Here is a 13,982-nt window from a genome sequence, read left to right on the forward strand (position 1 = left end):
GCCGATCAGCGGCTCAGCGCGACCGGACCGGGTCCAGGCCGGGCGACGGACGGTCGCCGGGAGCGGTGAGAGCGTCGGGTGCGACGGCGGGCCGGGTGGTCGGGGCCGGCACCGGTGCGGTCGCCGGCGCGGCGGCGCGGTGCACGACGGTGTAACCGGCACCGCCGGCGACGAGCGCGGCCACCGCCGCCAGAGCGAGCATCGCGGCCCGCCGCCGGCGACGGCCGCGCGGGGTCACCTGCTCGTGGTGGCGGGGCTCGGACAGGTCGATCAAGGGCTCCGCGTCGATCACGGCGGCGACCTTACGTGAGGGAAACAAGCATTTGCCAAGCTCAACCCGTGCCTGACCGTGATCCGGGTCCGCCCGTGCCGTCAACAATCGGACGGTCGGCCGGTGGGGCATCGTCCGAATGGCCGAGTCGGGCTACCCTTTTGAGCATGGCCGGTACGGGTGGGGTGAGCCCTTCGCACACGCCCACGCTGCCCACGCAGCCGGGCGGCCGCACCGGCTGCGCCGAGCTCGTCCACGACCTGGCCTGGGAGAGCACTCCGCTGGGCCCGCGCGACCGGTGGGACCCGGCCGTCACGGCGACCGTCGAGCTGGTGCTGACCTCGCCGATGCCGATGGCGTTCTGCTACGGCGACCGGTTCGTGCTGATCTACAACGACGCGTACGCGGATCTGATCGGCACCCTGCACCCGGCCGCCCTGGGCCGGCCCGCCGCCGAGTCCTTCGGGGAGATCTGGCGCTCGCCGGGCATCGGCGGGGTGGTCGAGGACGTCTACCGCAGCGGCCAGCCGTTCCTCGAGCCGGAGACCCAGCTGACCGTCGTGCGCGCCGAGGGCACCCGCCCGGAGCAGGCGTTCTTCACCCGCGGGCATTCAATGGTGCGCGATTCGCAGGGCACGGTCGCCGGCGTGCTGACGGTGGCCGCCGAGACCACCCAGGTGACCCGCCGCCTGCAAAATCTCAGCGAGCTGACCTCCCGGCTGGCCGCCGCGCTGACCGTCGACGACGTGGCCCGGGTGGTTCTGGGCTACGCGATGGCCTCCTTCGACGTCGACCTCTGCATGTTCGCGGTCGACGACGGCAACACGTTCCGGGCGGTCCGCCGCATCCGCGGCGAGATGCTCGACGAGGCCGACGAGCGACTGCCCCCGGTGTGGAAGCGGCTGTCCGACGACCCGCACGCCCCGCTGGTCGCGGCGGCCCGGTCCAACCAGCCCTCGTTCGTGCCCGACGGCGAGCCGCTGCGGGTGGTGGCGACCGACCGGCACGAGCGGCGCATCCGGGCGCTGGCCGTGCTGCCGTTGCGCACCGCCTCGCTCAGCGGCGCGCTCAGCATCGGCTACCGCAGCTCACACACCTGGTTGCCGGCCGAGCGCGCCCTGCTCAACGCCGCGGCCCAGCTGGTCGCGCAGGCGGCCGAGCGGGCCCGCCGGTTCGAGGCGCAGCACGGCACGGCCCAGCTGTTGCAGCGCAGCATGCTGCCGGAGCACCTGCCCGAGCTGGAGCGGTTCCGCATCGCGGCCCGCTACGACGTCGGCGTGGACGGCAACGCGGCGGGCGGCGACTTCTACGACGCTTTCCGGCTGGCCGACGGCCGGCTGGCGATCGTGCTGGGCGACGTGGCCGGCCACGACGTGCGCGCCGCCGCGGTGATGGGCCAGGTCCGGGCCGCGCTGCGGGCGCTCGCCCTGACCGAGCCCGACCCGCCGGGCGTGCTGGCCGGGCTCGACCGGCTGGTCGGTTCGCTGGGCGCCGAGTCGCGCAACGAGGAGATCTTCGTGACCGTCGTCTACGGGGTGCTCGACCCGGCCGACGGCACGATCACCATGGCCAGCGCGGGCCATCCGCCGCCGGTACTGCGCCGGGCCGGGGTGGCCGGCGGGCCGCCGACGGCCGAGCTGGTCAAGGTGCCGCCGGGTGCGCCGCTGGGCCTGGGCGGCCGGTGGCAGACCGGGCAGGTGCGCTTGGAGCCGGGCGACTCGATCCTGATGTTCTCCGACGGCGTGGTCGAGCGGCGCGGCCGGGCGCTGAACGACGGCCTGGACGCACTGGTGGCGGTGGCCGCCGGAGCGTCCAGCGGCGACCCGCGAAACCTCTGCGCGCTGGCCACCACCGCGGTGCCCGGCTCGACCGACGACGACGTGGCGGTGCTCGCCGTGGAGCGGGCGGTGGCGCTGAGCCGGTCGGCCACGATGCTGGTGGCGGCCGAGCCGACCGGGCCGAGCCGGGTCCGGCAGTGGATGACGACCCGCCTGCGCGAGTGGACGGTCCCCGAGCAGGTGATCAGTTCGGCGATCCTGTGCACCAGCGAGCTGACCACGAACGCCCTGCTGCACGCGGGCACCCCGGCGCAGGTGCACATCGACCTGAACGCCGAGCGGTTGCTGGTCTCGGTGGCCGACACCGGCACCCGGGGCAGCGTGATCCGCGCGCACACCGACACGATGAGCAGCCGCGGCCGCGGGCTGGGTCTGATCGAGGAGTTGAGCGACTCGTGGGGCACCGACCCGTCGGTCCGCGGCTCCACGGTGTGGTTCGAGTTGCTGCTCCGTTCCACATCGGACTGACCGAGTGTTTAACGGTCATGTAACGTCCGTCCCCCTGAACGATTACTCTTCGTAGCCACAACACCCGCCAAAGCGGACATTGAACCCTGGGGTAGTGACGAAGCGTATTGGGTGCCGTAAGGTGGTCAACTAAATCGGGGCATCCACGTTGGAGCGGCACATGCGGATAAGAGGCTTTGCGCCATCGACACCCTGCTGGGCGGAACTGACGACGTCGGACCCGGCCCGAGCGGCCAGGTTCTATGCGGATCTGTTCGACTGGGAGCTCGACGGTGACCGGTTCCTGCTCGACGGCCGCCCGGTGGCCGGCCTCGCCCGGAGCCGCCCGGATCGACCCGAGGGCTGGCTGACCTACCTGGCCGCGCCCGACCTGGAGCAGACGATCGAGCGCGTCGAGGCCGCGTACGGTCGCACTCTGGTCCGCCCGCAGGAACGGCCCGGCGCGCGCAGCGCGATCGTCGCCGACTCGACCGGCGCGATCTTCGGTCTGTGGCAGGCCGCCGGTTTCGCCGGCGCGCAGCTGCGCGGCGAGCCGGGCACGATGGCCTGGTCCGACCTGCTGACCGACGGCATCGGTGCGGCGACCGAATTCTACGGCTCGGTGTTCGGCTGGTCGCTGACCCACGAGTTCGGCAGTGGCGAGTGGCTGACGGAAGCGCACGACTCGGTGGCCGGGCTGATCACCGGGCGGTACGACTTCCGTTGGCAGCCGTCGTTCCAGGTGGCCGACTGCCTGGAGCTCGTCGACCACGTGGCCCGGCGGGGCGGCCGGGTGGCGGCCGGCCCGATGGAGATGGGCCTCGGGAAATACGTCGAGATCATCGACCCGCTGGGCACACCGTTCGCGATCACCGCGCCGGTGCCGCGCCCGGTCGAGCTGTCGGTGGCCTACAACGACATCATCGGCCTGGAGCTCACCTACGGCGGCTGACCTGGCGATAGAAGGGCCGGCGCGTTCGCGCCGGCCCTTCTTTTTGCCCGTCGTGTCAACCGGGGTTGACGCTTGCCGTTCGTCAACGTAAGTTGACAGCATGACTGAAGCAACCGACCTCGCCGCCGCCGCCGGCAGCGCCGATCCACGGGTCGGCCTGCGTGCGGTCGTGGCACTGCGCCGCCTGCTCGAGGGCCTCGAGCACCTGCAGGTGGCCAACGCTCGCCGCAACGGCTGGTCCTGGCAGGAGATCGCCGACGCGCTCGGGGTGACCCGGCAGGGCGTCCACAAGAAGCACGCGCACCTGATGCCGGCGCGCGACCCACGGGAGGACTGACATGTTCGAGAGGTTCACCGCCGCCGCGCGCCAGGTCGTCATCGGCGCGCAGGAGGAGGCCCGCGATCTGGGCAACGAGCACATCGGCACCGAGCACGTGCTGATCGCGATGCTCCGCGACGAGGACGGCACGGTCACCCGGCTGCTCCGCGAGCACGGCCTCGACGGCGACACCGCCCAGGCCGACGTCCAGCGGCTGATCGGGGTGATCGAGCCGCCCGAGCTCTCCTTCACCGACCCCGACGCCGAGGACGCGGCCGCCCTCAAGGCCATCGGCATCGACCTCGACAAGGTGCGCGCCGCCATCGAGGAGAGTTTCGGCGCGGGCGCGCTGCGGCTGCCGAAGCCACCGCCGAGGAAGCGCGGTTTCTTCGGCAAGCTCTACGCCTCCGGCGGGCACATCCCGTTCTCGCCGCGCGCCAAGAAGCTGCTGGAGCTGTCCCTGCGCGAGGCCATCCGGCTGCACCAGAATTTCATCGCGCCCGAGCACATCATGCTGGGCCTGCTGCGCGAGGGCGAGGGCCTGGCCGCCCGCATCCTCGCCGACCACCACGTGGATTTCGCCACCATGCGCACCGACCTGGAGCGCTCCCTGAAGGACCAGGCCGCCTAGCGCTAACCCCGGAAATAGATGCGCAGTTGATGGCCGCTGGCGGTGTGGTGCCAGCCGACGTCGCCGAGGGTCTCGATGTCGGGGCGGCGCTCCAGCCAGTCGGCGGCCATCGCGAACGCCTCGGCCGGGGTCTGGCCGACGAACGAGACCCGACGCTCCCACTCCTCGACGATCGCCGGGCCCGGCCGGGTCCGGTGGTCCAGAGCGCTGATCACCGCGAGCGGCCCGACCCGGCGCCCGTTGCGCACCGCCTGCACGAACCAGTCGTCGACGTCCTCGTCGTGCTCGACCGCCCAGCCGTCGAAGCGGTCCAGGTCGTTCGCGATCGCGTTGCGGGCACAGTCCAGCGCGGCTTCCAGGGTGGCGAGCTGGATGTCCTCGCCGTTGTACTCCACCCGAAACGCCATGCCGCCCCCCAGACAGCACCATCGATCACGCGTAATCGGGTCGATGATAATGGAGACCCGGCCGTTCGTCGCCCGTGATGATCAAGACATTGCTGGAGTACGTTGCAGCCATGCATGTCCTGGTGACCGGCGCTGCCGGCTTGGTCGGCACGGCCGTGCTCGACCTTCTCGCGGCCCGAGGCGTCCCGGTCACCGCGCTGGTCCTGGAGCCGGTCGCGACGATCCGAGCCGACCGGGTCGTCGTCGGGGACGCGCGCGACGCCGCGGTCGTCGACGACGCGCTGCGGGCGGCGACCGCCGTGATCCACCTGGCTGCCATCCCGAACCCGAACGGCGATCCCGGTGAGGTCGTCTTCGGGCACAACACCCTGGCCACGTTCACCGTGCTCGACCGGGCCGGGCTCGCCGGCATCGAGCGGGCGGCGATCGCGAGCAGCTACGCGATCTGCGGCCTGCCGTTCGCGCGCACCCCGCTGCGGATGCCCTACCTGCCGATCGACGTGCGGCTGCCGCTGCAGGCCACCGACCCGTACGCGCTGTCGAAGCAGGTCGACGAGGCCACCGCCGCGATGATCAACCGGCGGTACGGGATGAGCGTGGTGGCCCTGCGCCTGCCCTTCATCGGTACGGCGGACGGCCGGCTCGCCGAGGCCTCGGCCGTTTTCGCGCACGAGCCGGAACGCGGCGCGGCCGACGTGTGGAGTTATCTCGACGCCCGGGACGCGGCCGCGGTGCTGGTCGCGGCGCTGCGGCCGGCCACGCCGGGCTGCCACGTGGTGTACGCGGCGGCCCCGGAAACCCTGGCGCCGCAGCCGACCGAGTGGCTCCTCGACAAGTTCCATCCCGGCGTACCGCGGCCGTCCTTCCCCGGCCGGAGCGTGCCGATCGACCTCGCCCCCGCCAAGCAGCTGCTCGGCTTCGAGGCGGCGTTCCCGTTCCCGGTCGCCGCATGACGTCGCCGACCATCACCGGGCTGCGCGCGATCGTGACCGCACCCGAGGGCGTCAACCTGGTCGTGGTGCGGATCGACACCTCCGAGCCGGGCCTGTACGGGCTGGGCTGCGCCACCTTCCACCAACGCTTCGCGGCCGTGGTCGCCGCCCTCGAGACGCACGTCACGCCGCTGGTCGTCGGCAAGCCGGTGACCGGCATCTCGGAGATCGGCCGCCTGCTGCACTTCTCGTCGTACTGGCGGGGTGGTCCGGTGCTCAACAGCACGCTGTCCGGGGTGGACATGGCGCTGTGGGACATCGCCGGGAAGCGCGCCGGCATGCCCGTCCACGACCTGCTCGGCGGCCGGCTGCGCGGCGACGTTCCGGTCTACCTGCACGCCTCCGGCGCGACGGTGGAGGAGACCCTCGACGACGCGGCCCGCCTCATCGACGCCGGCTGCCGGCACGTGCGGTTGCAGACCGGCCAGCCCGGCCTCGGCACGTACGGCGCACCCGGCTCCCCCGGTGGCTATCCGGGCGCGCCCTACCCCGACGGCTGGAACGTGCACCACTACCTGGCGACCACGCCGCGCCTGTTCGCCGAGGCCCGAGCCCGGTTCGGCGACGAGGTCGAGCTGCTGCACGACGTGCACAGCCGACTGACCCCGAAGCAGGCCGTGGTGCTGGCCCGCGCGCTCGAGCCCTACCGCCTGTTCTTCCTGGAGGACGTGGTCGCGCCCGAGCACTACGACCGGCTGCCCGAGGTGCGCGCCGCCTCGCCGGTTCCGATCGCCGTGGGCGAGCTGACCGTCTCGGTCGCCGAGGCGGCCCGGCTGGTCAGTGCGGGCGGGGTGGACCTGCTGCGTTGCCACGTGTCGGCGATCGGCGGCCTCACCCCGGCCCGGAAACTGGCCGACCTGTGCGAGCTGACCGGTGTGCAGACCGCCTGGCACGCCCCGGCCGACGTCTCTCCGATCGGCGCCGCCGCCAATCTGGCGCTCGACCTGACCAGCCCGGCGTTCGGCATCCAGGAGGGCCACGTCTACCCCGACGTGGTCCAGGAGATCTTCCCGGGCACACCGGTGATCGAGGCGGGTCATGCCCGCCCGTCCACCGCACCGGGCTGGGGCATCGAGCTGGACGAGAAGCTGGCCGCCGCCCACCCGCCGGTGATCGGCGGCCACGAGCGCTGGGCGGCCACGGTCCGGCGCCCCGACGGCTCGATCGAGGCGCCCTGAGCGGCCCGCCTCAGTCGGTGTGCGGGAGTCGGCCGGCCGGGACCACGCCGAGGCGGCCCTTCTTGAAGTCGTCGAAGGCCTGAGCCAGCTCCTCGCGGGTGTTCATGACGAACGGGCCGTAGTGGGCCACCGGCTCGCGGATCGGCCGGCCACCCATCACGAACAGCTCCATGGCCGGGATGTTGGAGTCCTGGGCCGGGTCGGCCTCGACCCGGATCGCGTCGCCGGCGCCGTGCGCGGCCAGCTGGCCGATCTGGATCGGCCGCCGCTCGACGCCGACCGTGCCCCGCCCGGCCAGCACATAGACCAGGGCGTTGTAGTCCGGCTGCCAGGGCAGGTCGAGCCGGGCGCCGGGCTGCAGGGTGACGTGCGCCAGGTTGATCGGGGTGAAGGTGGAGCCGGGGCCGGCGTGCCCGTCGACCTCGCCCGCGATGATCCGGATCAGGGCACCGCCGTCCGGGGAGGTCAGCAGGGCCGACTCGCGGCCGCGGATGTCCTGGTACTTCGGGGTGATCATCTTGGCGGCCCGGGGCAGGTTGACCCACAGCTGCAGGCCGTGGAAGAGGCCGCCGCTGGTGACCAGGTGCTCGGGCGGCGCCTCGATGTGCAGGATGCCCTGCCCGGCGGTCATCCACTGGGTGTCGCCGTTGGTGATGGTGCCGCCGCCACCGAGCGAGTCCTGGTGGTCCATGATCCCGTCGATCATGTAGGTGACCGTCTCGAAGCCGCGGTGCGGGTGCCACGGCGTGCCCTTGGGCTCGCCCGGCGCGTAGTCGACCTCGCCCATCTGGTCGAGGTGGATGAACGGGTCGAGCTCGTTGATCGGCACCCCGGCGAAGGCCCGGCGCACCGGGAAGCCCTCGCCCTCGTAGCCGGCGGGGGCGGTGGTGAGCCGACGGACCGAACGGAAGTCGGTGCCCTCACCGAGAAGCGGCAGGCGCGGCAGGACCAGTACGTCGTCGACCGTGATGGCGGGCATCTCAGGCCTTCCTTACTTTGTCGAAAACCCGAGCGATGACGTCGAGCTCGTCGGGGTCGAGCCGGTCGATGAACCGGTCCCGCACGGTGATCAGGTGCAGCGGCGCGGCCGATTCGAGGGCGGCCATGCCCTCGTCGGTGAGGATGGCTTCCTGACCGCGGCCGTCCTCGGGACAGGGCTGCTTGAGCACCAGCCCCCGCTTGACCATCGAGTTGATCTGGTAGGTGACCCGGCTCGGCGAGAAGACCAGGTGACCGGCCAGCTCACCCATCCGCAGCCGGTGCCCGGGCGCCTCGGAGAGCACCACGAGCACGTGATAATCATTCATGCTGAGACCGGTCGCGGCGCGCAGATCGTCTTCGAGGTGGGTGTGCAACGCCCACGAGCTCTCGATGAAGGTGCGCCAGGCGCGCTGTTCGGTGTCGCTCAGCGGTTCGGCCATGCCCACACGGTAACTCTTTCAAATCTGAAACAACAAGTGCCGTCGCTCACGGGTTCTCGGCCAGGACCCGCTTCATTACCGCCTCGAACCGGGCCGGCTGATCGAACATCGATCGGTGCCCCGCGTTCCCCAGGGTCACGGTCTCCTTGCGCGGCGCCTGCAGCGCCGAGAACCACCGCGCGAGGTCCCGCACCCGGGCGGGCACCTCACGGTCTCCGGCAACAAAATAGACGGGTACGCCGAGCGAGGGCACCTGTGTCCGGAAGTCGACAGCACGCACCCGTGGGTAGAAGGCGTCGAAAGAGTCCAGGAACCCGGCGATCACGTGCACCTTGTCGAGCGCACCGAGCTCCGGCGCCTGCGCGTTCGCCAGCAGCGCGTCCCCGTTGTCCGTCCCGTACACCGCGTCCTCGTTCAGCAGCATCGGTTCGTACCCGTAGATGTTCGCGTAGGGCGGCGGGCCCACCTGCTCGAGGCGCGCGATCAGCGTGGCGTCGCCCTTCGACCGCGCCCAGGCGAGGGTGTCGTCATACTGCGTGCGGTCGCTGGCCGTCGGGTCGGCGACCTGCCCGACCCCCACGTAGGCGGCGAACAGCGCGGGCGAGTCCTGCACCGCGAGGGTCGCACCGATCGTGCCGCCCGAGTGCGCCACCAGGTAGATCTTGTCGCGCCGGAACCGGGCCCGGAGGTAGTCGGTGACGGCCAGCACGGTGCGCCGCTCGTCGTCCACGGTGAACGTCGGCGTGGGGTCGAGCGCACCGAACGACCGCCCGCCGCCCCGCCGGTCCATGGTCACCACCACGAACGTCTGCTCCAGCGCGCCGAGTCTCTGCCGCATGGCGGCCAGCTCCGAGCCGCCCGGCCCGCCCGGCACGAACAGCAGCACGGGCGCGTCGGCGCGGGCTCCCCGGATCATCAGACCGAACTTCCCCGCGTACGCCATCTCGGAGATGCCGCCGCGGATCGGCGCGACCCGCCCCGGAAGCACCACCGCCACCCCGGTGACCAGGACGACCAGGGCGAAGACACCCGCGACGAAGCGCCCCACGAACCGCCAGGCACTGCGGCTGCGCCGCCGGGACCCGGCACCGTAGGCCGCACCCACCGCCATCGGCAGCAGCGCGAGCAACGCGTAGAGCCCGCGCCCGACGATCAGCGCGAGCAGCCCGAGCGGCGTCGGCCGCGGGTAGTCGACGGTCGGCCCGGTGAAACCGACCCGGGTGATCTCGCCGGCCAGCGCGAAGAGAACCGGCGCCAGCAGGATCGCCCAGCGCGACCGCGCGATCCGCCCGGCGAACACCCCGACCACGATGCTGATGACCAGAATGGCGATCGCGTCGATCGGGAAGATCGGCCCGCGCGGCCGCCAGAAGCCGGCCAGGACACCCCAGACCAGCGCCGGAAGCAGACCAACGCCGCGAACCATGCTGGGACGTTAGTTGATATTCGATACGTCGCGCTGCCCCCGGTCGGTGAACGTCCGTGCCAGGATCCCTCACCGCTTCGGGCGTCACCCGATGGTGAGTCGCCGGCGGAGGGCGGGAATACGCCACCGTGTCGGCCTCGACGATGCGCGTTCTCATATGACAGAGTGCCGTCTGCGAAATGCAGACGGCTGCTGGCCGTCGGAACTATGCTGACCGGATGAGAGGGCCAGGTATGGGTTCGGTGGAGATCAACGACGCTCGAGGGCCGGCGGCCTTCGACCAGCTGATGAGGCTGGAGCAGGAGTCGACGGAGATCTTCCAGGTCCAGCCGAGCTTTCTGCCGGGCTTCGTGCAGGTCGAGGGCTACGCCGCCGCCGTGATCGGCGAGATCACCCGGCCGGCGCCGGTCGACACCGAGCTCACCGAGAAGGTCGGCGTGCGCATGCAGCGGGCCCGCGCCTTCGAGTCACGGCTCAAGGGCGAGACACCGCCGCGGATGTGGGCCGTCATCGACGAGGCCGTGGTCCGCCGCGTGGTCGGCAGCCCGGCCGTGATGCGCGAGCAGCTCGCACACCTGATCGCGCTGTCCAGGCTGAAGACCCTCACGCTGGCGATCATCCCGTTCGATCGCGGCGTCCACCCCGGCATGGCCGGCCCCTTCGAGGTCCACCAGGTCGCCGAGGGCCAGGCCGCGGTGTTCTTCGAGTGCACCAACGGCGACGAGATCGTCGGCACCGACCAGGAACTGGTCCGGCACTACCGGGAAACGGCGGAGTCGATGCTCGCGTCGGCCGTCACCGGCGACGAGGCGACCGCCCTGCTCGAGTCGATCAGCGGCTCACTGTCTTCCTGACGTCGCCGACTTCCTGACGTCGCCGACGAACACCCGCCAGGCATCGCGCCCGAAGGTCAGCACCGGTCCGGCCGGATCCTTCGAGTCGCGCACATGGATCGAGTCGCCGCTCTCGGCGACCTCCACGCACGCGCCGCCGGAACTCCTTCTGCTCTTTCGCCAGGTGAGGTGGCGTAGATCGTCCATTGTTCCTCCCGCGTCGGTCCGGCCTCATGTCCTGCCACCATGAAGCCGACCGATCACTCACAGTACCGGATATTCAGAGCCATTCATGTCTCCTGAAGTTCTGGCATTAGCGCCGAAGTACGATAGGGTCTCGCGGATGGGTTTCTGCTACCTGCAATCCGCAGATCTCGTTGACGCATCGGGGCGGCATCTGGATGATCGTGGCCATGGCCGACGTGCATGAGCCCCCCGCCGCGCCCTCTTCGCCGGAGGTGGGCCCCGCCGTTGCCCGCGAGCTCGTCCGGTCGCGGCTGAAGCAACTGCGCGAGGCCAGCGAGTTGTCGCCGGCCACCGTCGCCGACCACACCGGCTGGTCCATCTCGAAACTCGCCCGGATCGAAAAGGGCGAGGTCACCGTCCAGCCGCTCGAGGTGCGTGCTCTGCTCACCTACTACGGCGTCGACGACCCCGACGAAATGGCCGCGCTGGCCCGGCTCTCACACGCTTCCCGCGCCCGGCAGTGGTACAGCAAGCATCGGCTCGCCGGCGATTTCCAGCGCTTCGTGGCATACGAGAGCGAAGCCTCCACCATCAATGTCTGGCAGTTGCTGTTCATGCCGGGAATGCTGCAGACCGAGGAATACGCTCGCGCGGTGACCGGCCTGTCCACCCGGCGCAGCCCCGATGACAAGGAGACGCTGGCCCGGGTCAAACTGCGCATGGACCGGCAGCAGGCATTCCGGGAACGACTGGTCAAGCCGGAGCCGCCGCGCATCGTCGCGGTCATCGACGAGTCGGTGCTGCGGCGCCCGATCGGCGGCCCCGACGCCCTCCGGCGGCAGCTGACCCACCTGCTCGACCTGGCCGCACAGCCGGAGGCCTACACGATCGCCGTGATCCCGCTCGAGATGACCCACCAGTCCGGCATCGGCGGGAACTTCGAGCTGCTGCAGTTCGACACCGGCCAGCACGGCGACGTGCTCTTTGTCGAGGCCGCGAACGGATTCGACTCGCTGACCACGGCGTCCGATGCGACCAGCCTCTTCCGCGACATCCTCAAGGACCTGCTCGACTACGGCCGCACCGGTGATGACGCGATCGAGATGATCGAGGAGATCCGGGACTCCATCCGGACGCCGTGACCGTCACCAGTGGTGGGTCTCGATCGCTCGGATGACGGCCCGGCGCACCTGCTCGAACTCGCGCTGATTGCGACTGCGGAACAGCACGATCCGCCGGCCGCGACAGGTGGCCCGCAGCTCCATCCACCGTGGATTTCGCCGGTGGTCGAGCAGGATCGCGGCGGCCAGGCCCGCGGCGTCGACGACGGCCACGCCGAACATGGCCGCCACCCCGAAGTACATGGTGAGCACCAGGCCGAGGACCAGCTCGACGGCCCCGGCGAGGAGCGCGACGGTGCTCGCCGGGTACTGGTAGGAGTGGACTCGCGTCACCTGGCTCAGGTCGCGGACCAGGTAACGGCCACCGTTGATGACATCGATGTGGTGGCTGGTGACGAGAATGCGGGAGCCGCGATAGAAGACGACCCACCCGCTGTGACTGGCTGCCGAGGTACCCGAGTTGAGTGCCATGACGACCTCCCTGATGTAACTAATCGTGAGGTGTCAAGCGGCTGACAGCAAGCGGCGGACAAGGAAAGTCCGTCGGCTGGCGGCTAACTGCGATACGCAGGTTCGAATTTAAGAGACCTTTGCCCTGTTTTACGAGGAAAGATTCGTGGCTTTCGTGGGCCTTTCTACCTTGGCCCGCGAACTGCACCACCTCGCCGGGCACCACCGGCGCCCCCGCGCTGATCTAGTCTGTCCCGCATGGGACAGATCGAGCGCTTAGCTGACCTGGTCGTCCGGGCCGGGGTCAACGTCCAGCCGGGTCAGGGTGTCGTGGTCGACAGCGACACCGCAAACCTGGAGATCGCCCGAGCCGTGGTCGAGGCCGCGTACCAGGCCGGTGCCGGCTGGGTGGAGGTCAATTTCACCGACGGGCCGATCCAGCGTTCCGCTGTCGATCACGCGTCGCTCGAGGAGCTCACCGCGAGCCGGCCGTGGGCGCTCGCCCGGTTCGCCGAGTGGCGGGCGGCCGGGGTCGCCTCCATCGGCCTGGTCGGCGACTCGGACCCGCACCTGTTCGACGGTGCCGACCCGGTCCGGGTGGCGGCCCGCCGGCACGACGAGGCGCGCGCCCGGCGCGACGCGCTGTTCGGCGGCATGCGCTGGTCGCTGGTGGCCGCACCCAACCCGGGCTGGGCGAAACAGGTCTTCGGCGAGCCCGACATGGACCGGCTGTGGGCGGCGGTGAGCACCGCGATGCGGCTCGACTCCGCCGACCCGGCGGCCGAGTGGCAGGCCCGCTCGGCCACCCTCGGGGCCCGCGCCAAGCAGCTCGACGCGCTGGAGCTGACCGAGGTGCACTACATCGGCGAGGGCACCGACCTGACCGTCGGCCTGCTACCGCACACGCGCTGGACCGGCGGCGGGATGATCGACGCCGACGGCATCCCCTATCTGCCCAACCTTCCCACCGAAGAGGTGTTCACCAGCCCCGACCGGCGGCGCGCGGACGGCACGATCCGGGTCAGCCGGCCGATGGTGATCGCGGGTCAACAGATCACCGGGCTGCGGGTGACGTTCAAGAACGGGCGGATCACCGAGGTGTGGGCGGACGAGGGCGGCGACGTGATCCGAGCGCAGATCGACGCCGACGAGGGCGCCCGGTTCCTGGGTGAGGTGTCGCTGGTCGACCGGGACAGCCGGATCGCGAAGGCGGGCATCGTCTTCCACAACACGCTCTACGACGAGAACGCCGGCTGCCACGTGGCGTGGGGGCAGAGCTTCCCCTGGTCGGTCGAGGGCGGCATGGCGATGACCACGGAGCAGCGGGCCGCCGTCGGGCTGAACCAGTCCGGCGTGCACACCGACGTGGTCATCGGCGGCGACGGCATGACGGTCACCGGCACCGGCCCGGGCGGCACGGTCGACATCATCCGCGACGACACGTGGGTGCTGTGATCCGCGTTCGCTGAGGGCGGACCGCTCGGGGCGGCGAGCCGGTCCCGATGACGGC

General features: G+C 71.0%; 16 protein-coding genes. 9 read left to right on the forward strand and 7 right to left on the reverse strand.

Annotated elements, in window-relative coordinates:
• Positions 1-13: 13 nt before the first annotated feature.
• Entirely contained in the window at positions 14-292 is a 279-nt protein-coding gene (locus Ato02nite_RS10065; RefSeq protein WP_213006160.1) for a hypothetical protein, read from the reverse strand.
• Between the two features lie 146 nt (positions 293-438).
• Between Ato02nite_RS10065 and Ato02nite_RS10070 the strand changes: the two genes are divergently transcribed.
• The 4 genes from Ato02nite_RS10070 (at position 439) to Ato02nite_RS53225 (ending at position 4,458) form a co-directional block, all read left to right on the forward strand.
• Complete coding sequence (locus Ato02nite_RS10070) at positions 439-2,577, forward strand: ATP-binding SpoIIE family protein phosphatase (protein ID WP_213006161.1); 2,139 nt, start codon at positions 439-441, stop codon at positions 2,575-2,577.
• 160 nt (positions 2,578-2,737) lie between these two features.
• Complete coding sequence (locus Ato02nite_RS10075; protein ID WP_213006162.1) at positions 2,738-3,508, forward strand: VOC family protein; 771 nt, start codon at positions 2,738-2,740, stop codon at positions 3,506-3,508.
• Positions 3,509-3,608: 100 nt separating this feature from the next.
• Entirely contained in the window at positions 3,609-3,845 is a 237-nt protein-coding gene (locus Ato02nite_RS10080; RefSeq protein ID WP_213006163.1) for a helix-turn-helix domain-containing protein, read from the forward strand.
• 1 nt (position 3,846) lies between these two features.
• Entirely contained in the window at positions 3,847-4,458 is a 612-nt protein-coding gene (locus Ato02nite_RS53225; RefSeq protein ID WP_213006164.1) for a Clp protease N-terminal domain-containing protein, read from the forward strand.
• Between the two features lie 2 nt (positions 4,459-4,460).
• Here the strand turns inward: Ato02nite_RS53225 and Ato02nite_RS10090 are convergent, their stop codons facing one another.
• The gene (locus tag Ato02nite_RS10090; protein ID WP_213006165.1) at positions 4,461-4,865 is read right to left on the reverse strand and encodes a hypothetical protein; all 405 of its coding nucleotides are present in this window, start codon (positions 4,863-4,865) and stop codon (positions 4,461-4,463) included.
• Positions 4,866-4,975: 110 nt separating this feature from the next.
• Here Ato02nite_RS10090 and Ato02nite_RS10095 point away from each other — a divergent pair, with 110 nt between their 5' ends.
• The gene (locus Ato02nite_RS10095) at positions 4,976-5,818 is read left to right on the forward strand and encodes an NAD-dependent epimerase/dehydratase family protein (protein ID WP_213006166.1); all 843 of its coding nucleotides are present in this window, start codon (positions 4,976-4,978) and stop codon (positions 5,816-5,818) included.
• Positions 5,815-7,035 (forward strand): enolase C-terminal domain-like protein, encoded by a 1,221-nt coding sequence (locus tag Ato02nite_RS10100; protein WP_213006167.1) that lies wholly within the window; start codon positions 5,815-5,817, stop codon positions 7,033-7,035. The genes Ato02nite_RS10095 and Ato02nite_RS10100 overlap by 4 nt, the downstream gene beginning before the upstream one ends.
• 10 nt (positions 7,036-7,045) lie before the next feature.
• Here the strand turns inward: Ato02nite_RS10100 and Ato02nite_RS10105 are convergent, their stop codons facing one another.
• The 3 genes from Ato02nite_RS10105 to Ato02nite_RS10115 are packed head-to-tail and all read right to left on the reverse strand — an operon-like array spanning position 7,046 to position 9,882.
• Positions 7,046-8,014, reverse strand: coding sequence for a pirin family protein (locus Ato02nite_RS10105; protein ID WP_213006168.1), 969 nt, complete (start codon positions 8,012-8,014; stop codon positions 7,046-7,048).
• Between the two features lies 1 nt (position 8,015).
• Positions 8,016-8,456 carry a MarR family winged helix-turn-helix transcriptional regulator gene (locus Ato02nite_RS10110; protein ID WP_213006169.1) on the reverse strand — a complete coding sequence of 147 codons (441 nt, stop codon included), beginning with the start codon at positions 8,454-8,456 and terminating at the stop codon, positions 8,016-8,018.
• Between the two features lie 46 nt (positions 8,457-8,502).
• Positions 8,503-9,882, reverse strand: a complete 1,380-nt coding sequence (locus tag Ato02nite_RS10115; RefSeq protein WP_213006170.1) for an alpha/beta fold hydrolase — start codon at positions 9,880-9,882, stop codon at positions 8,503-8,505.
• 218 nt (positions 9,883-10,100) lie between these two features.
• On the opposite strand from Ato02nite_RS10115, the gene Ato02nite_RS10120 reads away from it, so the two are divergent.
• Entirely contained in the window at positions 10,101-10,736 is a 636-nt protein-coding gene (locus tag Ato02nite_RS10120; RefSeq protein ID WP_213006171.1) for a DUF5753 domain-containing protein, read from the forward strand.
• Here Ato02nite_RS10120 and Ato02nite_RS10125 read toward each other — a convergent pair.
• Positions 10,722-10,922: a DUF397 domain-containing protein gene (locus Ato02nite_RS10125; protein WP_213006172.1), complete on the reverse strand. Its 201-nt coding sequence runs from the start codon at positions 10,920-10,922 to the stop codon at positions 10,722-10,724. The genes Ato02nite_RS10120 and Ato02nite_RS10125 overlap by 15 nt on opposite strands.
• A gap of 206 nt (positions 10,923-11,128) precedes the next feature.
• On the opposite strand from Ato02nite_RS10125, the gene Ato02nite_RS10130 reads away from it, so the two are divergent.
• Entirely contained in the window at positions 11,129-12,043 is a 915-nt protein-coding gene (locus tag Ato02nite_RS10130) for a helix-turn-helix domain-containing protein (RefSeq protein WP_213006173.1), read from the forward strand.
• Between the two features lie 3 nt (positions 12,044-12,046).
• Here the strand turns inward: Ato02nite_RS10130 and Ato02nite_RS10135 are convergent, their stop codons facing one another.
• Positions 12,047-12,493 (reverse strand): DUF6232 family protein, encoded by a 447-nt coding sequence (locus Ato02nite_RS10135; RefSeq protein WP_213006174.1) that lies wholly within the window; start codon positions 12,491-12,493, stop codon positions 12,047-12,049.
• Between the two features lie 237 nt (positions 12,494-12,730).
• On the opposite strand from Ato02nite_RS10135, the gene Ato02nite_RS10140 reads away from it, so the two are divergent.
• Positions 12,731-13,927 (forward strand): aminopeptidase, encoded by a 1,197-nt coding sequence (locus Ato02nite_RS10140; protein WP_213006175.1) that lies wholly within the window; start codon positions 12,731-12,733, stop codon positions 13,925-13,927.
• Positions 13,928-13,982: the final 55 nt, after the last annotated feature.

This window comes from Paractinoplanes toevensis (assembly GCF_018332695.1).
Lineage (GTDB): Bacteria > Actinomycetota > Actinomycetes > Mycobacteriales > Micromonosporaceae > Actinoplanes > Actinoplanes toevensis.